This is a genomic window from Pseudomonas sp. 58 R 12 (assembly GCF_900005865.1).
GTDB lineage: Bacteria > Pseudomonadota > Gammaproteobacteria > Pseudomonadales > Pseudomonadaceae > Aquipseudomonas > Aquipseudomonas tritici.
The window spans coordinates 16,937-43,154 of record NZ_CVTP01000026.1; the positions used below are offsets into that span (position 1 = coordinate 16,937).

Annotated in this window: 26 protein-coding genes, 1 tRNA gene and 3 pseudogenes; 15 read left to right on the plus strand and 15 right to left on the minus strand. The window is 58.3% G+C overall.

Annotated elements, in window-relative coordinates; genetic code table 11:
- Window positions 1-41: 41 nt before the first annotated feature.
- The 6 genes and pseudogenes from BFP95_RS22915 to BFP95_RS22940 all read right to left on the minus strand — a co-directional run bounded on the left by BFP95_RS22915 (window position 42) and on the right by BFP95_RS22940 (window position 3,954).
- Complete coding sequence (locus BFP95_RS22915; RefSeq protein ID WP_139114535.1) at window positions 42-623, minus strand: hypothetical protein; 582 nt, start codon at window positions 621-623, stop codon at window positions 42-44.
- Window positions 624-992: 369 nt separating this feature from the next.
- Window positions 993-1,136: a hypothetical protein gene (locus tag BFP95_RS29835; protein ID WP_175405782.1), complete on the minus strand. Its 144-nt coding sequence runs from the start codon at window positions 1,134-1,136 to the stop codon at window positions 993-995.
- A 140-nt stretch (window positions 1,137-1,276) separates the two neighbouring features.
- Window positions 1,277-1,582 (minus strand): annotated as a pseudogene (gene tnpB, locus BFP95_RS30085) (IS66 family insertion sequence element accessory protein TnpB).
- A gap of 198 nt (window positions 1,583-1,780) precedes the next feature.
- Complete coding sequence (locus tag BFP95_RS22930; RefSeq protein WP_065890193.1) at window positions 1,781-2,476, minus strand: anti-phage Hailong system nucleotidyltransferase HalB; 696 nt, start codon at window positions 2,474-2,476, stop codon at window positions 1,781-1,783.
- Complete coding sequence (locus tag BFP95_RS22935; RefSeq protein ID WP_065890197.1) at window positions 2,476-3,570, minus strand: anti-phage Hailong system effector protein HalA; 1,095 nt, start codon at window positions 3,568-3,570, stop codon at window positions 2,476-2,478. Before BFP95_RS22935 ends, BFP95_RS22930 begins: the two co-directional genes overlap by 1 nt.
- Window positions 3,571-3,877: 307 nt before the next feature.
- A tRNA-Arg gene (locus BFP95_RS22940) sits at window positions 3,878-3,954 on the minus strand.
- A 361-nt stretch (window positions 3,955-4,315) separates the two neighbouring features.
- Here BFP95_RS22940 and gabD point away from each other — a divergent pair.
- Together gabD and gabT are read left to right on the plus strand one after the other, a co-directional pair.
- Entirely contained in the window at window positions 4,316-5,758 is a 1,443-nt protein-coding gene (gabD, locus tag BFP95_RS22945; protein ID WP_065910753.1) for an NADP-dependent succinate-semialdehyde dehydrogenase, read from the plus strand.
- Window positions 5,759-5,943: 185 nt separating this feature from the next.
- The gene (gene gabT / locus BFP95_RS22950) at window positions 5,944-7,221 is read left to right on the plus strand and encodes a 4-aminobutyrate--2-oxoglutarate transaminase (protein WP_049710644.1); all 1,278 of its coding nucleotides are present in this window, start codon (window positions 5,944-5,946) and stop codon (window positions 7,219-7,221) included.
- A 64-nt stretch (window positions 7,222-7,285) separates the two neighbouring features.
- On the opposite strand, the gene BFP95_RS22955 is transcribed toward gabT, so the two are convergent.
- Together BFP95_RS22955 and desA are read right to left on the minus strand one after the other, a co-directional pair.
- Entirely contained in the window at window positions 7,286-8,287 is a 1,002-nt protein-coding gene (locus tag BFP95_RS22955) for a sensor domain-containing diguanylate cyclase (RefSeq protein ID WP_065910754.1), read from the minus strand.
- Window positions 8,288-8,475: 188 nt separating this feature from the next.
- Complete coding sequence (desA, locus tag BFP95_RS22960; RefSeq protein WP_065910755.1) at window positions 8,476-9,660, minus strand: delta-9 fatty acid desaturase DesA; 1,185 nt, start codon at window positions 9,658-9,660, stop codon at window positions 8,476-8,478.
- Between the two features lie 166 nt (window positions 9,661-9,826).
- Between desA and dibA the strand changes: the two genes are divergently transcribed.
- The 6 genes from dibA to BFP95_RS22990 all read left to right on the plus strand — a co-directional run bounded on the left by dibA (window position 9,827) and on the right by BFP95_RS22990 (window position 16,101).
- Window positions 9,827-11,740 (plus strand): phosphodiesterase DibA, encoded by a 1,914-nt coding sequence (gene dibA / locus BFP95_RS22965; RefSeq protein ID WP_065910756.1) that lies wholly within the window; start codon window positions 9,827-9,829, stop codon window positions 11,738-11,740.
- Window positions 11,741-11,972: 232 nt separating this feature from the next.
- Window positions 11,973-12,155 (plus strand): sulfur starvation response protein OscA, encoded by a 183-nt coding sequence (gene oscA / locus BFP95_RS22970; protein ID WP_003170956.1) that lies wholly within the window; start codon window positions 11,973-11,975, stop codon window positions 12,153-12,155.
- A gap of 65 nt (window positions 12,156-12,220) precedes the next feature.
- Window positions 12,221-13,231, plus strand: coding sequence for a sulfate ABC transporter substrate-binding protein (locus BFP95_RS22975; protein ID WP_012721624.1), 1,011 nt, complete (start codon window positions 12,221-12,223; stop codon window positions 13,229-13,231).
- Window positions 13,232-13,412: 181 nt separating this feature from the next.
- Window positions 13,413-14,231 (plus strand): sulfate ABC transporter permease subunit CysT, encoded by an 819-nt coding sequence (gene cysT, locus BFP95_RS22980; protein ID WP_065879716.1) that lies wholly within the window; start codon window positions 13,413-13,415, stop codon window positions 14,229-14,231.
- A gap of 13 nt (window positions 14,232-14,244) precedes the next feature.
- A complete protein-coding gene (gene cysW, locus BFP95_RS22985; RefSeq protein WP_049710637.1) occupies window positions 14,245-15,117 on the plus strand; it encodes a sulfate ABC transporter permease subunit CysW in 873 nt (290 codons plus the stop codon).
- A 3-nt stretch (window positions 15,118-15,120) separates the two neighbouring features.
- On the plus strand, window positions 15,121-16,101 hold the full coding sequence (locus BFP95_RS22990) for a sulfate/molybdate ABC transporter ATP-binding protein (protein WP_065872795.1): 981 nt from the start codon (window positions 15,121-15,123) through the stop codon (window positions 16,099-16,101).
- A 126-nt stretch (window positions 16,102-16,227) separates the two neighbouring features.
- Here the strand turns inward: BFP95_RS22990 and BFP95_RS22995 are convergent, their stop codons facing one another.
- Window positions 16,228-16,752 carry an Mpo1 family 2-hydroxy fatty acid dioxygenase gene (locus BFP95_RS22995; protein ID WP_065872796.1) on the minus strand — a complete coding sequence of 175 codons (525 nt, stop codon included), beginning with the start codon at window positions 16,750-16,752 and terminating at the stop codon, window positions 16,228-16,230.
- Between the two features lie 83 nt (window positions 16,753-16,835).
- Here BFP95_RS22995 and BFP95_RS23000 point away from each other — a divergent pair, with 83 nt between their 5' ends.
- Entirely contained in the window at window positions 16,836-17,525 is a 690-nt protein-coding gene (locus tag BFP95_RS23000; RefSeq protein WP_065910757.1) for a Crp/Fnr family transcriptional regulator, read from the plus strand.
- Here BFP95_RS23000 and uraH read toward each other — a convergent pair.
- Both uraH and BFP95_RS23010 read right to left on the minus strand, forming a co-directional pair.
- Entirely contained in the window at window positions 17,522-17,932 is a 411-nt protein-coding gene (gene uraH, locus BFP95_RS23005; protein ID WP_065910758.1) for a hydroxyisourate hydrolase, read from the minus strand. The genes BFP95_RS23000 and uraH overlap by 4 nt on opposite strands.
- Before the next feature lie 10 nt (window positions 17,933-17,942).
- Window positions 17,943-18,416 (minus strand): GlcG/HbpS family heme-binding protein, encoded by a 474-nt coding sequence (locus BFP95_RS23010; protein WP_065910759.1) that lies wholly within the window; start codon window positions 18,414-18,416, stop codon window positions 17,943-17,945.
- A 98-nt stretch (window positions 18,417-18,514) separates the two neighbouring features.
- On the opposite strand from BFP95_RS23010, the gene BFP95_RS23015 reads away from it, so the two are divergent.
- Window positions 18,515-18,880, plus strand: a complete 366-nt coding sequence (locus tag BFP95_RS23015; protein WP_049710631.1) for a response regulator — start codon at window positions 18,515-18,517, stop codon at window positions 18,878-18,880.
- A 129-nt stretch (window positions 18,881-19,009) separates the two neighbouring features.
- On the opposite strand, the gene BFP95_RS23020 is transcribed toward BFP95_RS23015, so the two are convergent.
- Window positions 19,010-20,014, minus strand: a complete 1,005-nt coding sequence (locus BFP95_RS23020) for an AraC family transcriptional regulator (RefSeq protein WP_065910760.1) — start codon at window positions 20,012-20,014, stop codon at window positions 19,010-19,012.
- Between the two features lie 100 nt (window positions 20,015-20,114).
- Here BFP95_RS23020 and BFP95_RS23025 point away from each other — a divergent pair, with 100 nt between their 5' ends.
- Window positions 20,115-21,209, plus strand: a complete 1,095-nt coding sequence (locus BFP95_RS23025; protein ID WP_065872801.1) for a fatty acid desaturase — start codon at window positions 20,115-20,117, stop codon at window positions 21,207-21,209.
- Here BFP95_RS23025 and BFP95_RS30225 read toward each other — a convergent pair whose 3' ends face one another.
- Window positions 21,210-21,341: a hypothetical protein gene (locus BFP95_RS30225; RefSeq protein WP_305884520.1), complete on the minus strand. Its 132-nt coding sequence runs from the start codon at window positions 21,339-21,341 to the stop codon at window positions 21,210-21,212.
- A 97-nt stretch (window positions 21,342-21,438) separates the two neighbouring features.
- Entirely contained in the window at window positions 21,439-22,620 is a 1,182-nt protein-coding gene (locus tag BFP95_RS23030) for a CynX/NimT family MFS transporter (RefSeq protein ID WP_065910761.1), read from the minus strand.
- Between the two features lie 111 nt (window positions 22,621-22,731).
- On the opposite strand from BFP95_RS23030, the gene BFP95_RS23035 reads away from it, so the two are divergent.
- Window positions 22,732-23,583, plus strand: a complete 852-nt coding sequence (locus BFP95_RS23035) for a LysR family transcriptional regulator (protein WP_065910762.1) — start codon at window positions 22,732-22,734, stop codon at window positions 23,581-23,583.
- A gap of 11 nt (window positions 23,584-23,594) precedes the next feature.
- Here the strand turns inward: BFP95_RS23035 and BFP95_RS23040 are convergent, their stop codons facing one another.
- Complete coding sequence (locus tag BFP95_RS23040; protein WP_139115325.1) at window positions 23,595-24,518, minus strand: hypothetical protein; 924 nt, start codon at window positions 24,516-24,518, stop codon at window positions 23,595-23,597.
- A 571-nt stretch (window positions 24,519-25,089) separates the two neighbouring features.
- Here BFP95_RS23040 and BFP95_RS30095 point away from each other — a divergent pair.
- From BFP95_RS30095 to BFP95_RS23050, 3 genes and pseudogenes are all read left to right on the plus strand, one after another.
- Window positions 25,090-25,182, plus strand: a pseudogene (locus tag BFP95_RS30095) (energy transducer TonB); the annotation flags it as partial.
- Window positions 25,178-25,372 (plus strand): annotated as a pseudogene (locus BFP95_RS29840) (ExbD/TolR family protein); the annotation flags it as partial. The pseudogenes BFP95_RS30095 and BFP95_RS29840, both read left to right, overlap by 5 nt.
- Before the next feature lie 232 nt (window positions 25,373-25,604).
- Window positions 25,605-26,186, plus strand: coding sequence for an alpha/beta hydrolase (locus BFP95_RS23050; protein ID WP_065910763.1), 582 nt, complete (start codon window positions 25,605-25,607; stop codon window positions 26,184-26,186).
- Window positions 26,187-26,218 lie beyond the last annotated feature (32 nt).

Consider the following 26,218-nt stretch of genomic DNA (forward strand, 5'->3'; position numbering starts at 1 on the left):
GCATACACGAGGGCATACACGGCGCAGCGTGCTGCCTGCAATCATGGATTGCCGATAGCTATGACGTCCTGAAGTTTTCCATTTCGAATATCGCATTGGACTAAGACCGGAAACCCTGGCCCCCCCTTATCAAAAATCCCCCCCATGATAGGGGTGTCGTATGTATACCGGGGGTCATTAGGTCGCTGGTTCCAATAACGCAACGTCCCATAGGAAACGTTACCAGGCGGCGAGATCCGATTTTGCATATTGACGCGGCATTGTTCGAGTAGGTCCAGGCGAGTTGCCGGTCTTAGGGCCGAGCTCCGAGCAATGACGCACTCCCTAAAGCTTTTGACCTCACCAAGAATCACCTTGGTGCTCTCTGGCGACTTGTCCATCTGCTTCAACAGCGATGCTTCTTGGGTGTCGACGCTTTGATTCATGCTCAGGCTGAAATCAGCGGTCCCCTTTTTCTGAGCGACCTCGAAAGCGGTTTTGAACACGTAAGCGGTTTGCGTGCTTAGGCCCATGCCACATGATTTCAATGCAGTATTGACCGGGTCGGTCTCCACTGCTGAGTGTGAACATCCTTGAACAAGAGTCAGCGCAATAAAGCAGAGGGTCGACAGCTTCCTAGTCATGATTTTTCCCCGAGGGTGAAGATACTTAACGGCCGTGCGTAGGGATACTTAAGATGGAGGGGGCGTGACGAGGCGAAATCCGCTGGGGACCCTGAGGACTTACCGCTGACACGGGGCATGAAACCCGCGGGACTGAGTTAGTGGGAGGTGCCGGAAGTTACTGAAATTTCAATCGTTGAAATTGAAAGGATCTTGAAGAAAAAAGGGGATCCTTACCGGATCTGTAACGGCCCTCGGTTTGTTCAATATTGTCAACGGATGGCTCGGTCGACCAGTCAACTACTTTTGAAACCCGGCCACTAGTGAGATCTGGCGAATTTCTTGTCGCTGAAGGCATGTGCAGAGAGGGGGGCGTGTGGGGTTTATGGATCATATACCGAACAATCGTTGGCGCAACAGCGCGTTCTCTTCTTCAAGATGAACAATCTTGCCTTTGTAGGACGCCCGCTCACTGATCATTTGCTCAAGTAATTGCCGGAGCAAAACAGGATTATCAGGAAGGTCTTTGGGCATGGAAATCATGCCGCGGATTATACCGAATCAGGCGACGTATCGAGGCGTCAAACCTGATGAGGGCGGTTGCGCCAGAGGTCGAAGCCGTCGAGTAGCCAGTTCAGTTCCTAGACTGTCAGGACAATCGCCTCGTTACTGGCTTAGGGCGATGCTTTGAATCGCTCGGACTCAAGGCGCTTGAGCCAAAGGCAGAAGCCGTTGCGTTCCCAATACAAAATCTTCACGCGGTTTCGGGACTAGTTGAGGAAAACGAAAAGCACAGGGTCGAACACGGTGACCTTGATATCCAATTCGACCAGCGCGGCCAGACCATCAATGGATTTTCGGAAGTCCAGGGGTTTGGGATAGAGATAGACTTTTTCGATTTTGGCGTCGGGTCGCATCATGAGTTGCAAATCTGGAGCACAGCGTCGGGGATCAGATGGCCGCTTTGATGTGGGGTTCATGGAGCGCTTACTATGGATCGCATACGATTAACGTGTTGTTATTTGCGACGCAACTGACTAATTGAGCGGTCTTGAGGTGTAACCCTATGTTTATCGAGTTTTTCGTCAAGGAACTACGAGACTCTCTGGAGGGGCTGAGATGGATTACATGTGGGTAGTGAAGGGTTGAAAAGTTTCACAGTGTTTCACGTTACAGCATCAACCCCACTCATAGCCTTCAAGCTCTATGTCATGACTTAAAAGTCGAGCTGTTTTAAAGCCCATTGAGTTATCGCGCTCTGAAAAATATTCGACCAAGTCACTTATGTCGGTAGGCATGCCTTTGTCAGGGTCAATTCCATATTTTATAAACGCAGCATGGAACTCTGGGTAGGCCTTGGTCACGTAATTTGAGGAGTCTTTCAATGAAATAAGGTCTGCTAGACCTTGATCTTGGAATAGAGCGGCTAGTCCCTCCTTAGAGAAGGTTGGACGCCCCATCTCAGCGGATCTAGCTATCAATATCGTCCTTAGGCACCAAGCGAGTCTTTTGTTTAAAAGGTAATAGTCCTGCATGTGCTTGGCATATGCTACGAGTGCATGCCCTAATTCACTAGCATTTTTAATTTCAGCAGTGTAGCTCTTCTTTTTAATAAAATTTCTTTTGACTATGCTGAATGCGCTTGTAGGGTCGTAAATTACTTGCGCTTCTAAAACGATGTGCATAAAAAATAAGTCGCCGCCTTCAGCTCTTGAAACTGCAAGCGGTAACGGATAGCAAGCAATATTTGTATTGCCTTCAATTATCATTTCGTAACGAGCATCGTCAGTGATTGCAAACAAATCTGTATCTGAATCGACTGTGTTATCTTTTCGAGCGCGACTACCGTATACGATAAGTGAAAGAATAGGCATTAGTTTACCCTGCTTATTCTGTTGATGATGGTTGGAACGAGCACTGCGTACCACCACAGGCCAAAGAAAGCATTTAGTCCATAGAGCAATTGCATATGGCCTGGTGTGGTTCTTTCCGAGTGTTTCGTGTAGCCGACAAGAAAGGTAATATCGAAGCCCTTGATTAAACCCCGGTTTAAGTCTTCGAGCATGATTCCGTAGATAATTCCAAATATAAGTGTAATAGATATTCCAATTATCGCTGGGCGGGCGATGCTTTTCCCCCAGCAATTTACGGTGCCTGAGATGTTAAGTATTAAGAGCTCAAAAAAAGCTGCAAACAAATTTAAACTTTGACGAAAATATCCTTTCTTTTTTTTGATTTCATAAACTGAAACATGGATTCTGCTTTTTAGTGATTGGTTTAAGTATGTTTTGATTGCATCGTAATATGCGTCTTCGTCGCCATGATTTTCGGCGTTTTTTAATATCACTCTAGAAAACTTTGCTTTTGTGCCTTCTAATCTCATTTTCTGATAGTCAGGATCTTTTTTGTTCTCTGAAAGTACTTTTCTGTCTAAATTTGTATATGCTGAATTTATAAAATTGTACGGATTGGAAATGAGGGTGTTTGGAAGTTTTGTGGCAGTGCCTGAAAGTGTTATATCTACCCACTCGCACTGGTAAAAAGTGCAGTCTTGAAATTCGGATAAGGTAAACGAACATTTGTCGAAGCGGCATTCGCTGAATTTTACGCCACGCCACACGCTGCTTTCAAAATCGCACCGTGTAAATGTACATTTTCCGAATGATATTTCTTGTCGAGGCGCTTCGCTTATATATTCGCCATTAAAGTCGCATTCGTCAAAGTTTTTACCTTTGCAGTTGAAACGACGTAATGACTTTTCACGCATGAACTCTAATAGAGCATCTGAAGTGAATAGAAGTTGAGAAGGTCCGTTATTATTTTTTAGATCCCATCCGTGAAATAGGATCTGTAAGTTTTTGCCTGTGTAAATAGAGTCCCAGTAAGCGGCGCCTCTTTTCTCTGATCCTGAAACCACAGGCTGTTGAGCGGCTTCTGCCAAGGCTAAATCTTGTTCAAAACCTGCCACTTCGGAGCTCCATGCAAGGCGTCTTTGATCAATAGCATATCTCTTTAACCTTCCATTCCGGTAGAGAATCGACGAATATGGGGACATATTTATTTACGCTCAGACCAAAACTCTATTCATTGCGTGACAACACACCTAACGCAGGATTGCCGGCTAGCAGCAGTGCCAACTGCCGCCCTGAGATCACAAGAGCCCATATGAGATGCAACTATCCGGAAATTCCAGACAGTTGCGCCCTAAGGCTTACAAAAAATCACCCACAAAAAAGCCCCAGGTCTCTCGACCTGGGGCTTTTTCATTTCATATCTGGTGCACCCGGCGGGATTCGAACCCACGACCCCTGCCTTCGGAGGGCAGTACTCTATCCAGCTGAGCTACGGATGCTTGTGCGGGCGACATCATACCCATGTCGACCTTGGGCGTCCATGCTGGTCTTTGGGCGTTCACGTGTAGGAATTTGCCGTACCAGAGGCCCTAAGCCGGGCACCACTGATCAGGGCGGGGAACTACGCTGATCAGATAAACCCGGCAAATGCGTCGTTTTCGTTCTTTTTTTCGAACATCCTATTGCCCTGTACCCCCATTGATCCTAGGATTCGTTTGAGATTTCAAACGCTCTGTCTCCCGTGCGCTCTTTCATTTCATCCGCGCGCTGGGGCTGATTTCCCTGACGGCAGCCCACAAGGCGCCTTTCAACAACTCTAATTCGCTCCGCGTGCGCGCGGTGCTGTTAAGGAAAGCCGACATGCAGCTTAAAGATACCCAGTTGTTCCGCCAGCAAGCCTTTATCGATGGCGCTTGGGTCGATGCGGACAACGGTCAAACCATCAAGGTCAACAACCCTGCCACGGGCGAGATTCTCGGTACCGTGCCAAAGATGGGCGCCGCTGAAACCCGCCGCGCCATCGAAGCCGCCGACAAGGCGCTGCCGGCCTGGCGTGCTCTCACCGCCAAGGACCGCGCGAACAAGCTGCGTCGCTGGTTCGAACTGATCATCGAGAACCAGGACGACCTGGCCCGCTTGATGACCCTGGAGCAAGGCAAGCCACTGGCCGAAGCCAAGGGCGAAATCGTCTACGCCGCCTCGTTTATCGAGTGGTTCGCCGAAGAAGCCAAGCGCGTCTACGGTGACGTGATTCCGGGCCACCAGCCCGACAAGCGCCTGATCGTTATCAAGCAGCCGATCGGCGTGACCGCCGCCATCACTCCGTGGAACTTCCCGGCCGCGATGATCACCCGCAAAGCCGGCCCGGCGCTGGCCGCCGGTTGCACAATGGTCCTCAAGCCGGCGTCGCAAACCCCGTTTTCCGCATTCGCCCTGGCTGAGCTGGCGCAGCGTGCCGGTATCCCAAAGGGTGTTTTCAGCGTGGTGTCGGGCAGTGCGGGTGACATCGGCAGCGAGCTGACCAGCAACCCGATCGTGCGTAAGTTGTCCTTCACCGGCTCGACCGAAATCGGTCGCCAGTTGATGGCCGAATGCGCCAAGGACATCAAGAAAGTCTCCCTGGAATTGGGCGGCAACGCGCCGTTCATCGTGTTCGACGATGCGGACCTGGATAAGGCCGTCGAAGGCGCGATCATCTCCAAGTACCGCAACAACGGCCAGACCTGCGTTTGTGCCAACCGCCTGTACATTCAGGATTCGGTGTACGACGCGTTCGCGGAAAAACTGAAAGTGGCCGTGGCCAAGTTGAAGATCGGCAACGGTCTGGAAGAAGGCACGACCACCGGTCCGCTGATCGACGAAAAGGCCGTGGCCAAGGTTCAGGAACACATTGCGGATGCCTTGAGCAAAGGCGCGACATTGATGGCTGGCGGCAAGGTCATGGAAGGCAACTTCTTCGAGCCGACTATCCTTACCAACGTGCCGAAAAACGCTGCGGTCGCGAAGGAAGAAACCTTCGGCCCACTGGCGCCGCTGTTCCGTTTCAAAGACGAAGCCGAAGTGATCGCGATGTCCAACGACACCGAGTTCGGCCTGGCTTCTTACTTCTATGCCCGTGACCTGGGCCGCGTGTTCCGTGTGGCTGAAGCCCTGGAATACGGCATGGTCGGCGTCAACACTGGGTTGATCTCCAATGAAGTGGCGCCGTTCGGCGGCATCAAGGCTTCGGGCCTGGGCCGTGAAGGCTCCAAGTACGGGATCGAGGATTACCTGGAAATCAAATACCTCTGCCTGGGCATCTAAGGAGCCCGGCACGGCATTGCTGCAAACGCAGAGGGCACGAGAGCGCTGTCCCTTTGCGTGTTTCACACCGTACTTCGTAGTGGCCGGGAAAGCTGTGGCAGTCGATCATCGCATGCTGCCGTAGTTGCCTCCCCGCCACGTATTCCTTGGACCGCGCCACCCGATGAGTGGCGAATGAGGACTTTATGAGCAAGACCAACGCATCCCTGATGAAACGCCGCGAAGCCGCTGTACCCCGCGGTGTTGGCCAGATTCACCCGATCTTCGCCGAATCCGCGAAGAATGCCACCGTGACCGACGTTGAAGGTCGCGAGTTCATCGACTTCGCCGGCGGCATCGCCGTACTGAACACCGGCCACGTGCACCCGAAAATCATCGCCGCCGTGACCGCGCAACTGAACAAGCTGACGCACACTTGCTTCCAGGTGCTGGCCTACGAGCCTTACGTGGAACTGTGCGAAAAAATCAACGCCAAGGTCCCAGGTGATTTCGCCAAGAAAACCCTGCTGGTCACCACCGGTTCGGAAGCTGTCGAAAACGCCGTGAAAATCGCCCGCGCCGCCACTGGCCGTGCTGGCGTGATTGCTTTCACCGGCGCTTACCACGGTCGCACCATGATGACCCTGGGCCTCACCGGTAAAGTCGTGCCTTACTCGGCCGGCATGGGCCTGATGCCAGGCGGTGTGTTCCGTGCGCTGTTCCCGAATGAACTGCACGGTGTGAGCGACGACGATTCGATCGCCAGCATCGAACGCATTTTCAAGAACGATGCCGAGCCGCGTGATATCGCTGCCATCATCATCGAGCCGGTGCAGGGCGAAGGCGGTTTCTACGTCGCGCCAAAATCCTTCATGAAGCGCCTGCGCGAACTGTGCGACAAGCACGGCATCCTGTTGATCGCCGACGAAGTGCAAACCGGCGCCGGTCGTACCGGTACGTTCTTCGCCATGGAACAGATGGGCGTTGCTGCCGACCTGACCACTTTCGCCAAATCCATCGCCGGCGGCTTCCCGCTGGCGGGTGTGTGCGGCAAGGCCGAGTACATGGACGCCATCGCGCCAGGCGGCCTGGGCGGCACCTACGCCGGTAGCCCGATCGCGTGCGCAGCTGCGCTGGCGGTGATGGAAGTGTTTGAAGAAGAACACCTGCTGGACCGCTGCAAAGCGGTTGGCGAGCGCTTGGTCACGGGCCTCAAGGCCATCCAGGCCAAGTACCCGGTGATCGGTGAAGTGCGGGCCTTGGGCGCGATGATCGCGGTCGAGCTGTTTGAAGGTGGCGATAGCCACAAGCCAAACGCCGCTGCCGTTGCTTCCGTGGTAGCCAAGGCGCGTGACAAGGGCCTGATCCTGCTGTCTTGCGGCACCTATGGCAACGTGTTGCGCGTACTGGTCCCGCTGACCTCGCCGGACGAGCAGTTGGACAAAGGCCTGGCGATCATTGAAGAGTGCTTCAGCGAGCTGTAAGCGGACGCTGGCCTGATCGATACAAGAAGCCCGCCTCGGCGGGTTTTTTGTGCTCTGGGGGGGCTCAGCCCGCGATTACGCGGTTCTTGCCCAGGCGCTTGGCCTCGTACATGGCGGCATCGGCGCGGGCAAACAGGCTGTCCAGGGTCGAGTCTGCCTCGGTGAGGCTGGCCAGGCCCTGGCTGATGGTCACCTTGAACGCCTGGCCTTCATAGCTGAAACTCAGCGCTTGAATCTCCTTGCCCAGGCGTTCGGCCACTTGCAGAGCCATCTCCGGCGCGCAGCCCGGCAGCACGGCGGCGAACTCTTCACCACCGATGCGTCCGAACAGATCGCCACGGCGCAATACCCCTCGGCCGCTCTCAGCGATGCGCCGCAGTACCTGATCGCCCTCCAGATGCCCGTAGGTGTCGTTAACGTCCTTGAAGTCATCGATGTCCAGCAGCAGGAACGCCAGCGGCGCGCCTTGCGCACAGGCACTGTCGAAGGCTTGATTGGCGCATTCGAAGAAGTGCCGGCGGTTGCTGCTTTGAGTCAGCACGTCGGTGGTGGCGAGACGGTGCAGCTCCAGCGCCATCTGTTTCTTTTCGGTGATGTCTTCGGCTATGCCTACCACGATCAAGGGTTCACCAGGTTCGATCTGCTGGTTGATGTAACACTTGTCGCTCAACCAGCGGATTTGCCCGTCGGCGGTGATGATGCGGTACTCGCGTTCTTCCACGGCGCCTTTTTCCAGCACGCGGGCCAGGCTGTGTTCGGCGTAGTCGAGGTCTTCGGGGTGAATGCTGTTGCGCCACTCCCGATGGTCGGCCAGCAGCAGGCCTGCGGAGCGCCCGAACACCCGCTCATAGGCCGGGCTCACATACAGTACGCGGCGCGTTTCCCAGTCGATGGCCCACAGCACGGCGTTCACGCTCACCAGCATTGAGCTGAGCAACTGCTCGCGCTCACTCAGCCGCTCGACTTCACCCTGGGCGTGCACCAGCGCCAACAGGGTCGCCGCCGCAGCCGGACGCGGATGTTCAGCGGTGGGCGGATCGGACAAGTAGGGTTTTTCGTGAACCATCGGCACAACTCTCTCTGGGCGCGCCGCACATTGAAACAGCGGTCACTACAAGGGGCCACCATGATGGCGAAGTGTTCATTGAGAGAGGCGAATTGCAGTGAAGTTCCGTCAACAGGACCGATTGCCGGTGACCGAGAAATGACGCCAAAAAGCCGATGGGTGGGAGGGCAAGCCCTCCCACCGTACGGTCAGGCCGCCGCAGGACGCAGCGAATAGGTCTTCAATTGGTGGGCGAAATCCCGCAGGGACTGGATGCCGCTGGCCTCGGCTTCATGCACCCATTCCTTGATGGCTGCCAGCATATCGTGGCCATTTGAACTGGTCTTCAGCCAGATCTGCTGCAGTGCCAGGCGCTTTTCGTAGATCACTTTAAGTGCCTGGCTGTGTTCCAGCATGCTCTGGATACGCAGGTGGTGACGGTCATCCAGCAAGCTGGTTTCTCGCGACAGCAGGCGCTTGGCGCGGTGGAATTGGTGACGAACCGAGTGATCGACTTTTTCCAGCTCCTGCTTGACGAGCGGGGCGATCACCAACTTGCGGTACTGGGCCATGATCTGGAAACGGTTGTTGAGGATCGCCATGGCGGTGTCCATGTCCAGGTGGCCCTTGCCTTCGACGCGGTGGGCGATGGGCGCAACGCGTTGCACCTTCGCCAGGCGCAGGAAACTGAACACTTTGATCCAGGCCCAGCCCATGTCGAATTCCCACTTCTTCACCGACAACTTGGCGGAATTGGGGTAGGTGTGGTGGTTGTTATGCAGCTCTTCACCACCGACGATGATGCCCCATGGCACCAGGTTGGTCGCCGCGTCACGGCATTCGAAATTGCGATAGCCCACGGCATGGCCCAGGCCGTTGATCACGCCGGCGGCCCAGAACGGGATCCACATCATCTGGATCGCCCAGATGGTGATACCGATCGTGCCAAACAACAGGAGGTCGATCACGCCCATGATCGCCACGCCCAACAACGGGTAGGGGGTGTAGACCTTGCGTTCGATCCAGTCGTCCGGGCAGTTCTTGCCGTAGATGCGCAGGGTCTCAGGGTTTTCGGCCTCGGCGCGGTACAGCTCGGCGCCTTTGCGCATAACGGTGGACAAACCCTTGATGACCGGGCTGTGCGGGTCATCGACGGTTTCGCACTTGGCGTGGTGCTTGCGGTGGATGGCAGTCCACTCGCGGGTGTTCTGCGCCGTGGTAAGCCACAGCCAGAAGCGGAAGAAGTGTTTCAGGCCGGCATTGAGCTCCAGGGAGCGATGGGCTGAATAGCGATGCAGATAGACCGTGACCCCAACGATGGTCACGTGGGTCATCAACAGGGTGACTGCAACCAGTTGCCAGGCTGACAAGTCAAGAAAACCGTTGTACCACATAGGCTGTATGGCCCTCAGATAAAGAAAAGAACAGCTCACGCATTATCACTAAGCCTACACAGAAAACCAGCCGCTCTTTCAGATAGGAGTGACTGGATGTTTCTTATTCTATAATCCCCAGCCTTTGTAGGACGATTCTGTTTTTTGGGTAAGGATTACTGAGCATATGCTGTTTTCATGCCGAGGTGCCCTGCGTGCAGGGCTGTTATACCTGCTGGTTTCCATTCTGTGGATAGGCCTCACTCGGCAGGTATTGATCGAGTTTCTCGATGACCCCAGCGAGCTGAACGACTGGTTGCAAGTGCGTGGCTATGTGTGGGTGGCCCTCAGCGCCTTGGCGATTTACCTGATGTACGCCCGGTTTGCCCGTGCCCACCAGTTGCAACAACCCCTGAAGGAAAACCGCGAGCGCCTGCGCCAGGCGGCCGCCGTGTTCGATTGCACCCGTGAAGGCGTGCTGGTCACCGACGCCCATGGGCTGATCGTCCACGTCAATCGCGCCTTTATGGCGATTACCGGTTATCAAGGCGAAGACGTCATGGGCCAGCTTCCCAGCCTGTTCAAGTCCGGTCGCCACTCGTCGAATTTCTACCGGCAGATGTTCCAGAGCCTGCAGAGCACCGGCGAATGGAGCGGAGAAATCTGGAACCGGCGCAAGAGCGGTGAAATTTATCCACAGTGGCAAACCATTCGTGTGATTCACGATGACCAGGGCCACGTCAGCCATTACGTCGCGGTGTTCTCCGATATCAGTGCCATCAAGGACTCCGAGCACGAACTGGCCCACCTCGCGCACCACGACCCCCTGACCGACCTGCCCAACCGCTTGCTGTTCACCGACCGCGCCGAGCAGGCGCTGGCCTCGGCGCAAGTCCACAAGCGCGGTTGCGCCCTGCTGTTGCTGGACCTGGATCACTTCAAAATCATCAACGACAGCCTGGGCCATAATGTGGGAGACCAGTTGCTCAAGCTGGTGGGCGAACGGCTGCAGGGGTTGTTCGGCCCCGGCGTGACCCTGGCGCGCCTGGGTGGAGATGAGTTCGCCGTGCTCGCGGAAAGTTGTCCACAGGTGGTTCAGGCTGCCGCCTTGGCGCAACGCATCCTCGATGCGATGAAGCAGCCGTTCAGCTTCGACAGCCACCAGCTGTTTATCAGCGCCAGTATCGGTATCAGCCTCTTTCCCAGCGACGCCCTGAGTGCTGAACAGTTGCTGCGCAATGCGGACTCCGCACTGTTCAAGGCCAAGAGCGCCGGCCGTGAAGGCTACGCGTTGTACACCGAAGAACTCACCGCCCATGCGCAGAACCGCGTGGAAATTGCCAACGAGCTGCGCCGTGCCCTTGAGCTGCAAGAGCTGCGCGTTTATTACCAACCGGTGCATGAGCTGCACGGCAGTCGCCTGATTGGCGTCGAAGCGCTGGTGCGCTGGCAGCACCCGGAGCGTGGCCTGGTGCCGCCGGGAGAATTTATCCCGATTGCCGAGCGCACGGGGTTGATTGCCGATATCGACGCTTGGGTCATGGATCAGGCTTGCCGGCAGATGTGCCAATGGCTGGCCGATGGGGTGCCGTTGAGCTTTATCGCCGTCAACGTGTCCAGCCGTTTGTTTGCGCGGCGCGAATTGTACGAGCAGGTCGCCCAAGTGCTGCACGACACGGGCCTCGACCCCGGCTTCCTTGAACTTGAAGTGACCGAGAGCGCGGTGATGGACGACCCCGAAGTCGCCCTGGAGCAACTGCACCGCCTGCGCGAACTGGGCTTGCGCCTGGCCATCGATGATTTTGGGACCGGTTACTCGTCGCTTCTACGGCTCAAGCGCCTGCCTGTGCAGAAACTCAAGATCGACCAAGGGTTTGTTGCTGGGTTGCCGTGGGATGAGGACGATGCAGCGATTGTGCGGGTGGTGATTGCGCTGGCGAAAAGCATGGGCATGCAGGTGCAGGCCGAAGGGATCGAGCAGGTGGAGCAGGCGCGGTTTTTGTTGGAACAGGAATGCGATCTGGGGCAGGGGTATTGGTTTGGGCGGCCGATGCCGGCGCAGGAGATTGATTGGTCGAGAGCACCCGCCATCCGAAATTGAAATGCTTTAAAAATGTGGGAGCCAGCTCCCACATTTGAATCTGCTCAAGGCTTTATTTTGGCGCTCGGGCACATAAACCGCGCGCAACCTCACGCCCCACCAGAAAATTCTTTCTGGTTATATAAACATTCTTAAATAGTATTTTTAAGAATATCCGCGCTTATCTACTATCGCCCTCACGCCGCAAGCAGTGCCGCCACTGCGAGGCACTATTCATTTCAGGAGCGAGACCATGAGCGCATCTCTACGTAGCGTCGACGGCCAGGACGAAGCAGCCATTTTGCGTGAGATCCAGAGCGCCCTGCGCGATCTGCGGTTTGGCGCGGTGGAAATCACGGTGCACAACGCGCAAGTGGTACAGATCGAACGCAAAGAAAAATTCCGTCTGCAGAACCCGGGTAACAAACCGAGCTAAGCAAGAACGGCGATAGACCCGCAATTATAAGAAAAAGCCAACACCCCAGAATTTCAGGAGCTTCTATGTCGTCGATTCGCCGTTACGCCCTGGCCGCCCTGGCCAGCGCCGTGTTTGCAGGTTCCGCGGTTGCCAAGGACTACGAGTTGCTCAACGTCTCGTACGACCCTACCCGTGAGCTGTACCAGGACTACAACGCTGAGTTCACCAGTTTCTGGAAACAGTCCCACCCCGGCGACAACGTCAAGATCCAGCAATCCCACGGTGGTTCGGGCAAACAAGGCCGCGCCGTGATCGACGGCCTGCGCGCCGACGTAGTGACCCTGGCCCTGGCCGGTGACATCGACGAAATCGCAAAACTGGGCAAGACCCTCCCGGAAAACTGGCAGACCCGCCTGCCGGACGCCAGCACCCCGTACACCTCGACCATCGTGTTCCTGGTGCGCAAGGGCAACCCTAAAGGCATCAAGGATTGGGGCGACCTGATCAAGAAAGATGTGTCCGTGATCACCCCAAACCCGAAAACCTCCGGCGGCGCACGCTGGAACTTCCTCGCTGCCTGGGCCTACGGCCTCAAAACCGGCGGCAGCGAAGCCAAGGCCCAGGAGTACGTGAAAGAGCTGTTCAAACACGTGCCTGTGCTGGACACCGGCGCGCGTGGTTCGACCATCACCTTCGTCAACAACGGTCAGGGTGACGTGTTGCTGGCCTGGGAAAACGAGGCGTTCCTGGCCCTGAAAGAAGACGGCGGCGCTGACAAGTTCGATATCGTCGTGCCTTCGCTGTCGATTCTCGCGGAGCCGCCAGTGGCCGTGGTCGACAAGAACGCCGAGAAAAAAGGCAACACCGAAATCGCCACTGAATACCTGAAACACCTGTACAGCCCGGCTGGCCAGGAGATTGCGGCCAAGAACTTCTACCGCCCACGCGATGCAAAAGTGGCCGCCAAATACGCCCAGCAGTTCCCGAAACTGGACCTGGTGACTATCGACAAAGACTTCGGCGGCTGGAAAACTGCCCAACCGAAATTCTTCAACGACGGTGGCGTGTTCGACCAGATCTACACGGCGCAGTAAACCAAAATACCTGTAGGAGCCTCGCTTTTCTGTGGGAGCTGGCTTGTGTGGGAGCCGGGCTTGCCCGCGATAGCCTCACCGCGGTGTGTCAGTCACATCGCGGTGGGGCTATCCCAGGCAAGCCAGCTCCCACAGAAAGCGCGCTCCTACAGTGGCATTTACCCCTTAACCAAGGACTCTTATGTCGCGTCGTATCTCCCCCGTCATACCCGGCTTCGGGCTGACGCTGGGCTACACCGTGGTGTACCTCAGCCTGATCGTACTCATCCCCCTCGCGGCGATGTTTGTACACGCCGCACAACTCACCTGGGATCAGTTCTGGGCCATCATCTCCGCACCGCGCGTGCTGGCGGCGTTGCAGCTGAGCTTCAGCACCGCGCTCTACGCCGCGCTGATCAATGGCGTGATCGGTACGCTGTTGGCCTGGGTGCTGGTGCGCTACACCTTCCCGGGCCGCAAGATCATCGATGCGATGATCGACCTGCCGTTCGCCTTGCCCACCGCTGTAGCCGGTATCGCGCTGACCGCGTTGTACACGCCGAACGGCTTCGTTGGGCAGTTCGCGGCTGACTTGGGCTTCAAGATCGCCTACACCCCCTTGGGCATCACCCTGGCGCTGACCTTCGTCACGTTGCCGTTCGTGGTGCGCACGGTGCAGCCAGTACTGGCCGATATCCCCCGGGAAGTCGAAGAGGCCGCCGCCTGCCTGGGCGCCAAGCCGTTGCAGGTGTTCCGCCACATCCTGGTGCCGGCGTTGCTGCCGGCCTGGTTGACCGGTTTCGCCCTGGCGTTCGCGCGTGGCGTCGGTGAGTACGGTTCGGTGATTTTCATCGCCGGCAACATGCCGATGAAAACCGAGATCCTGCCGCTGCTGATCATGGTCAAGCTCGACCAATACGACTACCGCGGCGCCACGTCCATCGGCGTGCTGATGCTGGTGGTTTCTTTTGTACTGCTGCTGCTGATCAACTTGTTGCAGCGGCGCATCGAACGTCCATAAGGAGGCGCGGAACATGTCCCAATCGTCTATTTCCGCCGCGTCCTCGGCCAATGCGGCCCGCCGTGGCAGTGCAACGTCGCGACGTATCCTGATCGGCCTTGGCTGGCTGGTGTTCGTGTTGTTCCTGTTGTTGCCGCTGTTGATCGTGGTAACCCAGGGCTTGAAGAACGGCCTCGGTGCGTTTTTCACCGCGATCCTTGAGCCCGACGCACTGTCGGCACTGAAGCTCACGGTGATCGCCGTGGCGATTTCGGTGCCGCTCAACCTGGTGTTCGGCGTCAGCGCCGCGTGGTGCGTGAGCAAATACTCGTTCCGTGGCAAGAGCATCCTGGTCACGCTGATCGACCTGCCGTTCTCGGTGTCGCCGGTGATCGCGGGTCTGGTCTATGTGCTGATGTTCGGCGCGCAGGGCTTCTTTGGTCCGTGGCTGCAAGAGCATGACATCCAGATCGTGTTCGCCTTGCCCGGCATCGTGCTGGCGACCATCTTCGTCACCGTGCCCTTCGTGGCCCGAGAACTGATCCCGCTGATGCAGGAACAGGGCACCCAGGAAGAAGAGGCCGCGCGCCTGCTGGGCGCCAATGGCTGGCAGATGTTCTGGCACGTGACCGTGCCGAATATCAAATGGGGCCTGATCTACGGCGTGGTGCTGTGTACCGCACGGGCCATGGGTGAGTTCGGCGCGGTGTCGGTGGTGTCCGGCCACATTCGCGGCGTGACCAACACCCTGCCGCTGCATGTCGAGATCCTCTACAACGAATACAACCATGTCGCCGCGTTTGCGGTGGCCAGCCTGTTGCTGATCCTGGCGCTCTTCATCCTGCTGCTCAAGCAGTGGAGCGAGAACCGTATCAACCGCCTGCGCAACAGCGCCGGTGAGGAATAAGTCATGTCGATCGAAGTCCGTAATGTCAGCAAGAATTTCAACGCCTTCAAGGCCCTGAACAGCATCAATCTGGACATCCAGAGTGGCGAGCTGGTGGCGTTGCTTGGCCCGTCCGGCTGCGGCAAGACCACCTTGCTGCGCATCATCGCAGGGCTCGAAACCCCGGATGACGGCAGCATCGTGTTCCACGGTGAAGACGTGTCCGGTCACGACGTACGCGATCGCAACGTCGGCTTTGTGTTCCAGCACTATGCGCTGTTCCGCCACATGACGGTGTTCGACAACGTGGCGTTCGGCCTGCGCATGAAGCCAAAGAACCAGCGCCCGAATGAAAGCCAGATCGCGGTCAAGGTGCATGAACTGCTGAACATGGTGCAGCTGGATTGGCTATCGGATCGCTACCCGGAACAGCTCTCCGGCGGCCAACGCCAGCGTATCGCCCTGGCCCGCGCCCTGGCGGTAGAACCCAAAGTGCTGTTGCTCGACGAACCCTTCGGCGCCCTCGACGCCAAAGTGCGTAAAGAGCTGCGCCGCTGGCTGGCGCGCCTGCACGAAGACATCAACTTGACCTCGGTGTTTGTGACCCACGACCAGGAAGAGGCCATGGAAGTCGCCGACCGCATCGTGGTGATGAACAAGGGCGTGATCGAGCAGATCGGTTCACCGGGTGAAGTCTACGAAAACCCGGCCAGCGACTTCGTTTATCACTTTCTCGGGGATTCGAACCGTCTGCACCTGGGTGAAGACCAGCACGTGCTGTTCCGGCCTCACGAAGTGTCGCTGTCGCGGCATGAGTTGGAAGATCATCATGCGGCTGAAGTGCGCGACATTCGTCCATTGGGCGCCACCACGCGGGTCACCCTGAAGGTCGAAGGCCAGAGCGAACTGATCGAGGCCGAAGTGGTGAAAGACCACGACAGCCTGACCGGGCTGGCGCGGGGTGAGACGCTGTTCTTCAAACCCAAGGTCTGGCAAAAAGCCTAAAGCCGGTGCAAAACCCAATGTGGGAGCGGGCTTGCTCGCGAATGCGGAGTGTCAGTCAATGCATTCATCAGATGACAGACCGGATTCGCGAGCAAGCCCGCTCCCACATTTAGACCTCTCTCGGCTTCAGACCGTGGCGCGTTTTTCTCTGACGGCCACCGGCCCCGAGCGCTGCTCTATCTGTTGCTTGAGGTCATGCCGCAACCCCAGCAAAAACGCCAACTCCGCCACCACAAACAACGGCCCCACGATCAGCCCCGACACATCATCCACGAACGCCGGCTTCTTGCCTTCGTAGTAATGCCCGATGAACTGAATCACCCAGCCCACCACAAACATCCCAATGCCGCCGCTGAGCCATACCATCGTGCTCTGTGCCGCCAGCACATGCCCGGCCCACACCGACAAGCCCATCAGCAGCGTCATCAACACACCCAGCGCCAGTTCCAGGCGCAGGTAAAACCACGCCGACAGCAGTGCGACGATCACCGCCGGTGAAATCCACCCCCCGCCTATCACCCATTCCGGGCGTGACAGCAGCACGGCTACCGCGACGACAATCAGTGGAATGCCGACAAAGTGGCTGGCGATGTTGCGCGGGTCGCGGTGGTAGGCAGCGTATTGACTGAGGTGGTCGACGAGGCTTTTCATTGTTATTCCTCCTGTAGGATGTTTGATCATCCCCCGTCAGCCGGCGACTGACTGTCAACTGGGCGACAATCTCTGGAGTTCTCATGATTGCGGCAACATGGCATGCCCGATTGGCCACCGGTCAGTGGTTCAGCCACCTGCCTGTACCGCTACAGGATAGTTTGCTGGCGGCGGCTCGGCTGCGGCAGCTGACGGCGGGGCAATACCTGTTCAGGCGCGGTGATCCGCCCTGTGGGGTGTATGCGGTATTGGAGGGGGCCGTGCGTGTCAGCGCGGTCAATGCGCAGGGCAAGGAAGCGGTGTTGAGCCTGGTTGAAACACCGTTCTGGTTCGGCGAGATCTGCCTGTTCGACGGTTTGCCGCGTACCCACGACGCCTTGTCGGTTGGGCCGTGCATGCTGTTGCAGGTGCCGCAATCGGCGATGCTCGAGATTCTTGACCACAACCCTGTGTATTGGCGCGACATGGCGTTGTTGATGAGCCAGAAGTTGCGCCTGTCGCTGATCAATATCGAACAGATGAGCCTGATGCCGGCGTCGACGCGTATCGCCCACCGGCTGCTGATGATTGCCGGCGGGTACGGCGAGATAGAGCACTCCCGTCGCGTCTTGCACCTGCCCCAGGAAGATTTGGCCGCGATGCTGAGCCTGTCGCGCCAGACCACCAACAGTTTGCTCAAGGCGTTAGAGCAGCAGGCGATCATCAAGCTGAGTTACGGCGCGATTGAAGTGCTCGACCTGCCGCGCTTGCGGCAGGCCGCGGGGGCCGGCTAGGAACCGCGATACGTCGAAAAGCCGTAAGGGCTCAGCAGCAGCGGGATGTGGTAGTGCTGGTCGGCCTGCTTGACCTCGAATATCACCGGGACCTCCGGGAAGAACGTCTCGCGATGGGCTTTCTGGTAGTAGTCGCCGGTCTTGAATACCACGCGATACTCGCCCGGCTTCATGGCTTGGTTGGCCGGGAACAGTTCGGCGATGCGTCCCTGTTGGTTGGTGACTCCTTCGGACAGCGATTGCCAGTGATCGCCTACGTGCTGCTCCAGGGTGACGCTGACACCGGCAGACGGCAGGCCGTTTTCCAGGTTCAGCACATGTACGCTCAGGGGGTTGCCGGCCGCCAGGGCCAGGCCGCTCAGGCCGCTAAGGCTGAGGGCGGCGAGGGTCTTGGTCAGGGTTTTCATCGAGGTTTCCTCAAGGGGTGATTGTCAGGCCAAGTTGATTGGCTGCCTTTACCGCGCACGCTTCGTCCTGCTCGGCACCGCCTGCACCGGCAATGCCCAGCGCGCCCACCAGTTCAGCGTCGGCAAACAGCGGGATGCCGCCCCCGAGCAACAGCAATTCGGGCAAGCTGTTAAGGTTGGCGGCCTCGGGGTTGTTGCGCGCACGCTCGGCAAACAGCCGGGTGGGGGTTTTAGTCGACAACGCCGTGTACGCTTTGCGTTGGCTGGCGATGCTGTTGTGCGGCCCTACGCCGTCGGCCCGCAGGCTCAGCAAAGGATTACCGCCCCGGTCGAGTACGGTAAGTGCCGCCGTGCACTGCGCCAGGCTGGCGTCTGCCAGTTGGCGTGCGGTGTGCAAATCCAGGTCGGCGTGGCGCGGCAGCGGTGGTGCTGCCAGGACGCTGGTGCTGATGGCGAAGCTCAAGAACAAGGCATTGCGGTACATGGGAACGGCTCCAGAAAGCAGGCCGCTACCTTAGCCAGCGATCTCGGTCAAAAGCCGAACAATTCGATTACAGGTTTGTAATGAACCAAGAGGTAGGCATGCAGGTGTTGTTAGTGGAAGACCAGCCGAAATTAGCGCAACTCATGGCCCAGGGCTTGAGTGAGGCCGGCTTCGCAGTGGAAGTCGCAGCCAATGGCATGGCGGCTCAGCGGTTTGTGGAAAGCACTGAATATGACTTGGTGATCCTGGATGTGATGTTGCCGGGTTTGAATGCCTGGAAGTTGCAGCAGGCGATACGCAAGAAGGGTGAGACGCCGGTGTTGTTCTTGACGACCCCGGAAGGGATCGAAGACCGCCTGCGTGGGTTGGAACTGCATGAGGATGATTACTTGCTCAAGCCGTTTGAGGCCAAGGCGTTGGTGGCGCGGGTGAAGAAGCTGTTGCGGCGGGATCGTGGGCGCTGACTGATCCGGCATCTTCAGTGCCTGGGCCACCGCCATCGCAGGCAAGCCAGCTCCCACATTTGGAATGCATTCCCCCTGTGGGAGCCGGGCTTGCCCGCGATGGGGCCCTCATGACCACCCTACATTTCCCTACCGCAACCCATCCCGAAACTGCCCCGGCGTCATCCCCGTCCAGCGCTTGAACGCTCGGTTAAAGCTGCTGGTATCCGCAAACCCCAACAAATGGCTGATCTCCGCCAATGAGCACTGCGGATCCCGTAGATGCAGCAACGCCAAATTCTCCCGGCATTCATTGAGCAACGCATCAAACCGACACCCTTCATCCGCCAGGTGCCGCTGCAAACTGCGCAAGCTCAGGTGCAGGGCCTGGGCAATGCGCTCAGCACTTGGCTCGCCGTCCGGCAATTGCGCTTCAATAGCCGCACGCACCTTACGCTCCCAGGTCAGTGGCTGCAGTTGGGCGAGGGTGCGCTTGAGCACGGTTTCGTTGTGCTCGGCCAGTTCGGGGTTGGCGTCGTCCAAGTGGCTGTCGAAATCGTGGGCGGCAAACTCCAGGCAGTCTTCTTCGGCACCGAAGAACACGGGCGCACGAAACACGGTGTGCCACGGATTGGGATCGGCAGGCTCTGGCCGTCGCAGGTGCACCGCCAGCGGTGCGTACTCACGGCCCAGGCGATTGCGGCAGGTGCGCACATAGATCGCCGCAAACGCATCAATGGCTTCGAATGCCGGTGCCGGGCTGCCCGGTGGTTGCAGCAGGCGAAAGCGGTAGCGTTCGCCATCCCGGCTAAGCTCCAGCGTCAGCGCGTCACTGACCACCTGGTGATAACGCACGATGCGCTCGAACACCTCCCGCAGGCTGCCGCTGGCCACCAGCGCATACCCCAGCGCATGAAAGGTGGTGGGGCTGACAAACCGCGACACCCGCAAGCCAATCGCCGGATCACCGCTGGCTTGCACCGCCAATTCCCATAATCGCGTCGTGGCCGACAGCGGGTAGCGCGCATTCGGGTCGTCCATCTGCTGCGGGTCGAGCCCGGCCTGCGTGCACAGCGCGGCGCTGTCCAGGCCCAGGGCGTCGAGCTGCTTGCGCAGGGCGCGGGTCCAGCTGGCGAGGGAGGTGGGTTCAGTCATGACGATTGGCGCTTGCGGTCAACAGGTTGGCGTCCGGGGCTAGCGTCCTGCCAGATCGCGTGGGGCAGGATGAACGCATCGATAACCAGAGGATGTGATCATGGACGGTACTTCTGCAAGCCCCCAGCAGATGAACGCACAACAGCGCTCGGCGCATATCCGTGACGTGGTGCTGGCCGAAGGCGTGCGCTTGCGCCGGCAGCACCCCTGGTTGCTGCATCAAGACGCATTGGGCGCGGGCATTCTGGCGTTTGCGCTGGTCGGCATGATTGGTTCGGCAGCGCTCTACATCACCGGGTATATGGCCTGGTGGGTGTGCCTGCTGCTCAACGCCTTCCTCGCTTCATTGACCCATGAGCTGGAACACGACCTGATCCACAGCATGTATTTTCGCAAGCAGCGCCTGCCCCACAACCTGATGATGGGCCTGGTGTGGCTGGCGCGCCCGAGCACGATCAACCCGTGGATACGCCGCCACTTGCACCTCAACCATCACAAGGTCTCCGGCACTGAGACCGATATGGAAGAACGCGCCATCACCAACGGCGAGCCTTGGGGTTTTGCGCGGTTGCTGATGGTTGGCGATAACGTCATGTCGGCGTTTATCCGCATGCTGCGGGCCAAGACCTGGAGCCACAAATTCAAGATCCTCAAACGCTCGCTGCTGGTCTATGCACCGCTGGCGCTGTTGCATTGGGGCGCGTGGTACATATTCCTCGGCTTCCATGCCGCCAACGGCATCGCCAGTCTGATGGGCGCGTCGATCGAATGGTCCGCCGGCACCTTGCATATGATGCAGGTGATCGATATCGCCGCCGTGGTGATCATCGGTCCCAACGTGTTGCGCACCTTCTGCCTGCACTTTGTCAGCTCCAACATGCACTATTACGGTGATGTGGAACTGGGCAATGTGATCCAGCAGACCCAAGTCCTCAACCCTTGGTGGATGTGGCCGTTGCAGGCGTTCTGCTTCAACTTCGGCAGCACCCATGGCATCCATCATTTTGTGGTGAAAGAGCCGTTTTATATCCGCCAGATGACGGCCAAGGTAGCGCACAAGGTGATGGCTGAGATGGGCGTGCGCTTCAATGACTTCGGGACGTTTGCACGGGCCAATCGACTTGGATTTCCACCGCCTGCAGGGTTTCGATCAGCGCCTTCGCCGCAGGCGACAAGCGCACCCCAGCGCGGCTGATCACCCGCTACGGTTGTTCAGGCTGTCCAGGGCACGGGGCAGGTTGCGCCAGTGCAGCCTCTGCAATTGGCCACTGGCGAAAGCGTCGACGAACGCTTCTTCGGCGCCCGCGGGCAGTTGGCGAAGGTCCATGGTGGGTCCGGCATCCTGTAGGAGAACCGGAATTTTAAGGGGACGCCTTATTCCGTCAATGAAGCGTTTTTGTTTTGTCTGGATCTTAAAGGCATATCTATAGAGCGGGTGCCGTTCGATAGGTGGCGGGGCTGAACACGCGGGTCACCACCAGCATCGCCACTGCCGTCACTGTCAGCACGACCCAGGCGCTGGCAAAGCTGCCGGTGAGTTCGCGCAACCAGCCGGTCAACCATGGCGAAATCGCATTGATCAAAAAGCCCACGCCTTGCACGAACGCCGCCAGTTGCCCGGCTTGGCGCGGGTCGCGGTGATGGTCGAGCGTCAGTAGCAGACTTAGGGCGAAACACGCGCCCAGGCCGAAACCACACAGCGCCACCCACAGATGGGGGAACTGCAACGGCGCCATCAACAGGCCGAGATAACCAATGGTCTGGGCCAGCAGGCTGATCCACAGCAGCGGCCGACGATCGATCCCGCGTTGTGCCAGCAGCGGCATCAACAGCGCGGCGATTACCTGGAAGATGGTCATGAACGCCAGCAGCGAACCACTCGGCAGCACGCCCCAGCCCAGTTGCTGATAATAGGCCGGCAGCCACGCGACCAGGCTCATGTAGCCGCAGTTCACCAAGCCGAAATACAGCGCCAGCAGCCAGGCGCGGCGATTGCGCAGGCCCTTGAAGGCGGGGATGACTTTCGCGCTTTTTGCCGCTCCCAGTGGCAGCCGGATCCACAGCAACAAGGCCGCGAATGCGGGCAACAGCCATATACCGAGCCCCACCTGCCATTGCTGGAAATGCGTGGCGGCCACCGGGCTGAGCAGCGCCGCCAGCCCACCGCCGGCCATCAACGATGCGGAATACACGCCCATCGCCACTGGCACACGGTGATGAAACTCGCGCTTGATCATCGCCGGCACCAACGCCTGGATCAGCGCGACACCGGCACCGCCCAGCAACGCGGTCACCAGCAGCGTAGAACCTTGGCCCATCAGCCAGCGGGCCAGGCACGCCAGCAGGATCATCACCAGGCCGAGGGCGATGCCACGCCGTTCACCGAGCTGCGCTTCAACGCGTACACCCACCAGCGCCACCAGGCCCATGCACACCACGGGCAGGCTGGTGAGCAGGGCACTGCTCTGGAAACTCAAGCCGGTGGCCAGGCGAATCTCACCGAGCAGCGGGCTGATGGAGCTGAGGATGGGCCGCAGATTGAGACCCAGGACTACCAACAGTCCCCAGCCGGCGAATTTGCCGGCAGATGAAGGGTTGAACGTCATGCAGCAGGCTTCCGAAGGGTTAAAAATGAGGGGTGAGTATGGGCAGCGCCACGGGTATTCTGAAATTAAATATAACCATGCCAACCAGTGGCAAATGGAATGGTGACTGCCATGTTCGACCCCGTGTTATTGCGCAGCTTTGTCGCCGTAGTGGATTGCGGCAATTTCACCCGGGCGGCCGAGCGCCTGCACTTGACTCAGTCCACCGTCAGCCAGCAGATCCGCCGCCTGGAAGACGCGGTGGCGTGCCAGCTGCTGGATCGCGACCAACGCCGTGTGGTGGCGACGGCCGAGGGCGAGCGCCTGCTGGCCTATGCGCGGCGCATCCTCGCGTTGCATGAAGAAGCCGCCGACGTGTTGATCAGCCAGCAGAGCGACGGTGTGCTACGCCTCGGTGTACCGGAAGACTTTGCCGCCGAACGCCTGATGCCATTGCTCTCGGCCTTTGTGCTGGCCTATCCGCGGGTGCGCCTGGAAGTCACCAGCGGCCTCGGCCCCGAGTTGCAGCGCCAGTACCGCAGCGGTGAATTCGATGTGTTGCTGGTCAAGCAGATGGGCGACAGCGACGACTGCCTGGCCTCATGGCCAGAGCCTTTGTGCTGGGTGGATAGCCTCAGCACGCCGTCTCTGGGCCGCGATCCCTTGCCGTTGGTGGCATTCCCAGTGGGCGGCCTGTACCGCAATGAAATGCTGCAACACCTTGAAGTGGGCGGCTGGCGTTGGCGCATCGGGTATTCCAGCGCCAGCCTGGCCAGTGTGTGTTCAGCGGTAGCGGCGGGGTTGGGAATCAGCCTGTTGCCCCTGCGCGTGGTGCAGCCCGGCCATAGGGTGTTAGGTGCTGACAGCGGTTTGCCCGCGGTACAAGGCGTACGTTTGGCGCTTTACGCCCGTACAGGCCTGGGAGCAGCAGGGCATGCATTGCAGCAGCAAATCTTGAAGTTGTGCGCCGGGCAAATGGCATAGGTCAGTGGGTTCTATTCACTGTGGCACTCGCGCTTAATAGCGAGAGCTGCTCTGTGAGTTGAGCAGCTCGCACACAAGCGCCGTTGCTGCACCTTGTCCGCAGAGGTGGGCGATGTCTTGTCGTGAGCCCATCGCGGATTGCCCATCCTGGCCCGTATAGGCCAGCGTTCCCCCAGCACTTCAACGGCACTGTGGTACCCGTTGCTGATCAAAAACGCGGCGGTGCCAGCCGCGCGTGCGTAGCGAGCGTCCCGTTCTCTGGGTGGTAAGTAAGCCATGGGATCGTTCGTGTTGCTTGATTGTTCTCTGAACGTGTCCATCACTTGAGTGAAGGGCTTTTGCTCACCGCGAAGCATGTCCCAGACGGCCAGGGTTTCCGCCTGTGTGCCAGACATGTGTGCCACCAACGGTTCGTCGGTGGTGTTCACCCGTTCGGTTTTCAGCTGCGCCACGTCCCATCGGCTAGGAAGCAACCGCTGTGATTGCGCAATACCCAGCAGGTCATCCGCTTGTCTCCCCAGGTTGTGAATGCCTGTGCGTGGAGGTTGCTCATTTGGCGGTTTGATTCGTTCCTGTTTTTTAGTCGGGCCGATGGTGCCCGAGCCCCCCAGTTCGGTAGTGGCGGCCATGGATTCCGCCGCCGGATGCGCAAGTCCCAGTAGGCGAGGAATCCATTTGCGCAGTTGCTGATTCTGCTCTTTCGTACGCTCGATGCCGGTCGTTGTATCGCTCAGAATCGCTCCGATATCACCCATGAGTGCTATCAGTACCGACCGATCTTTAGCCGTCGCGCTGTGACTGCCCGCCGGTATGTCGTTGACCAACCGTTGCAGGGTATTGAGCAAGGCCTGCGGCTTTTCGCCAGGCATGAGCCCTTCAGCTCCAAAAAGATGCCCCCCCAATGGGCCTTGCAGAATACCCAAGTAACTGATCATTTCGTGCGCTCGGCCCGCCGCTAACCCTATCTAGGTGCGTAACGTTTGACCGGGATGATAGAGCAGGTCCCTGGCCGCCACGGTTTGTTGCAATGCCAGTTCGCGTGTACGGCTTCCCTCCACGGACCGACTGGCGGGGTCAACAAACGCATTTGTCTGCGACGGTGCAGCAAGTTGGGTGACCGCGGCAGTGCCGTTGAATTGAGGTATTGAAGAGGAGGAGATCTGATGGATGAGCATGTCAATACACCTTTTGGTTAGCTTGGTGTCGTTCAGTGACAGGGGCCACGCGTCGAGTTCCATGCCCCGCAACGGATCAACTGCGCTCGCAACGCCTGCTAAATGATGCCTTTCATGAATATTTTGTATGCCTGAAAAGCATTGGAACAGTCACGTGTCAAAGCCAGCCCTCGCAGGCCGTGGCTTTCAGGTTTTTCGATGTTTCGTTTATTCGGTTTTGATCTAGGTATAAATTTAAAGGTTACTTTAAGAGATAAGCGTCTAGGCCCGATGATTCAGCCTAGGACGGCCTTCCACGCAGGCCTGTCGGTTTTTTGTTTCAAACCGTAGGAAGGCGCCATGGCGCCAGGCCCCGGTTGGTGAGTTGGTCGACCTTGGCCGGCCGCACCGCGCGCCGTTGGGGCAACTGCGAACACAGAAAACTGTTTATCAACAAGGATGAAATCCAGCCGAACCTGCTGGAATTCAACTTGCAGGCGGCCAAGGCCAAGGACCCCGTTGTGCGGGTGCAATTGCAGGCTGACGATGGCGTGAATTACGGCGAAGTGGCACGCGCCATGGCGTCTATCGAGCGCGCGGGGATTACCACGCTGTCGGTGATTACAGCGCGCTAATTTCAAACATCTCGACAGTTTTTGGGCCGTCTCCTTGGCAGGGTGCGGCCTTTTTTTTTGCGCGCGATTCCTGCCACGACACTGAACCACTGTGTGCGGGCTTGCTCCCACATTTTGATCTTCTGTGGGGTTGAGTTTTTGGTTATTAATAAATAGCTTCTTATTCCTTAACGAATATAATCCCCGTCCCTATACTGTTCAGCAACGTTAAACGCTGCAGGAGGGCACACCCATGCACAGCGAATCGATTCGTTATCTGATCGTGCCGGGCTGGCAAGGATCGCCAGAAGATCATTGGCAAAGTCACTGGCAGAACAACCTGCCCAACAGTGCACGGGTGGAGCAGGCCGATTGGCTCACCCCGCGTCGCGAAGATTGGGTGGCCGCGCTGGCTGAAGCCATCGCCGCCGACAGCACGCCGGTGATCCTGATCGCGCATAGCCTGGGCTGCATCACCGTAGCGCATTGGGCGGCCACGGCCCCCGTGCAGTTTCTGCGGCAAGTGCGCGGCGCCTTGCTGGTGGCCCCCGCCGATGTCGAACGTCCTGCCTGCTCGCCTGCCTTGCGCAACTTTGCGCCGATCCCCACCGACCTGCTGCCGTTTCCCAGCCAGGTGGTCAGTTCCGATAACGACAGTGCCGTCAGTGCTCCACGCGCCTTGGAGCTCGCGCGTAACTGGGGTGCCGAAGCCGGCATCTTGTCCGGTGCCGGGCATATCAATGTGAAATCCGGCCACCAGCGCTGGGAGCAGGGTTTCGCTTACCTCTATCGCCTGCAAAGCCGCCTAGAGCACCACGCCCGGCGTACTGCCTGAACATTTTTCAACGCCCCGTCCCTGAGTGGATT

Excerpts from the sequence above, each read along its gene's own strand:
- BFP95_RS22915 (WP_139114535.1), bottom strand. The coding sequence starts at position 623 with ATGACTAGGAAGCTGTCGACCCTCTGCTTTATTGCGCTGACTCTTGTT.
- BFP95_RS29835 (WP_175405782.1), bottom strand. The coding sequence starts at position 1,136 with ATGCCCAAAGACCTTCCTGATAATCCTGTTTTGCTCCGGCAATTACTT.
- BFP95_RS22930 (WP_065890193.1), bottom strand. The coding sequence starts at position 2,476 with ATGCCTATTCTTTCACTTATCGTATACGGTAGTCGCGCTCGAAAAGAT.
- gabD (WP_065910753.1), top strand. The coding sequence starts at position 4,316 with ATGCAGCTTAAAGATACCCAGTTGTTCCGCCAGCAAGCCTTTATCGAT.
- gabT (WP_049710644.1), top strand. The coding sequence starts at position 5,944 with ATGAGCAAGACCAACGCATCCCTGATGAAACGCCGCGAAGCCGCTGTA.
- BFP95_RS22955 (WP_065910754.1), bottom strand. The coding sequence starts at position 8,287 with ATGGTTCACGAAAAACCCTACTTGTCCGATCCGCCCACCGCTGAACAT.
- desA (WP_065910755.1), bottom strand. The coding sequence starts at position 9,660 with ATGTGGTACAACGGTTTTCTTGACTTGTCAGCCTGGCAACTGGTTGCA.
- dibA (WP_065910756.1), top strand. The coding sequence starts at position 9,827 with ATGCTGTTTTCATGCCGAGGTGCCCTGCGTGCAGGGCTGTTATACCTG.
- oscA (WP_003170956.1), top strand. The coding sequence starts at position 11,973 with ATGAGCGCATCTCTACGTAGCGTCGACGGCCAGGACGAAGCAGCCATT.
- BFP95_RS22975 (WP_012721624.1), top strand. The coding sequence starts at position 12,221 with ATGTCGTCGATTCGCCGTTACGCCCTGGCCGCCCTGGCCAGCGCCGTG.
- cysT (WP_065879716.1), top strand. The coding sequence starts at position 13,413 with ATGTCGCGTCGTATCTCCCCCGTCATACCCGGCTTCGGGCTGACGCTG.
- cysW (WP_049710637.1), top strand. The coding sequence starts at position 14,245 with ATGTCCCAATCGTCTATTTCCGCCGCGTCCTCGGCCAATGCGGCCCGC.
- BFP95_RS22990 (WP_065872795.1), top strand. The coding sequence starts at position 15,121 with ATGTCGATCGAAGTCCGTAATGTCAGCAAGAATTTCAACGCCTTCAAG.
- BFP95_RS22995 (WP_065872796.1), bottom strand. The coding sequence starts at position 16,752 with ATGAAAAGCCTCGTCGACCACCTCAGTCAATACGCTGCCTACCACCGC.
- BFP95_RS23000 (WP_065910757.1), top strand. The coding sequence starts at position 16,836 with ATGATTGCGGCAACATGGCATGCCCGATTGGCCACCGGTCAGTGGTTC.
- uraH (WP_065910758.1), bottom strand. The coding sequence starts at position 17,932 with ATGAAAACCCTGACCAAGACCCTCGCCGCCCTCAGCCTTAGCGGCCTG.
- BFP95_RS23010 (WP_065910759.1), bottom strand. The coding sequence starts at position 18,416 with ATGTACCGCAATGCCTTGTTCTTGAGCTTCGCCATCAGCACCAGCGTC.
- BFP95_RS23015 (WP_049710631.1), top strand. The coding sequence starts at position 18,515 with ATGCAGGTGTTGTTAGTGGAAGACCAGCCGAAATTAGCGCAACTCATG.
- BFP95_RS23020 (WP_065910760.1), bottom strand. The coding sequence starts at position 20,014 with ATGACTGAACCCACCTCCCTCGCCAGCTGGACCCGCGCCCTGCGCAAG.
- BFP95_RS23025 (WP_065872801.1), top strand. The coding sequence starts at position 20,115 with ATGGACGGTACTTCTGCAAGCCCCCAGCAGATGAACGCACAACAGCGC.
- BFP95_RS30225 (WP_305884520.1), bottom strand. The coding sequence starts at position 21,341 with ATGGACCTTCGCCAACTGCCCGCGGGCGCCGAAGAAGCGTTCGTCGAC.
- BFP95_RS23030 (WP_065910761.1), bottom strand. The coding sequence starts at position 22,620 with ATGACGTTCAACCCTTCATCTGCCGGCAAATTCGCCGGCTGGGGACTG.
- BFP95_RS23035 (WP_065910762.1), top strand. The coding sequence starts at position 22,732 with ATGTTCGACCCCGTGTTATTGCGCAGCTTTGTCGCCGTAGTGGATTGC.
- BFP95_RS23040 (WP_139115325.1), bottom strand. The coding sequence starts at position 24,518 with ATGATCAGTTACTTGGGTATTCTGCAAGGCCCATTGGGGGGGCATCTT.
- BFP95_RS23050 (WP_065910763.1), top strand. The coding sequence starts at position 25,605 with ATGCACAGCGAATCGATTCGTTATCTGATCGTGCCGGGCTGGCAAGGA.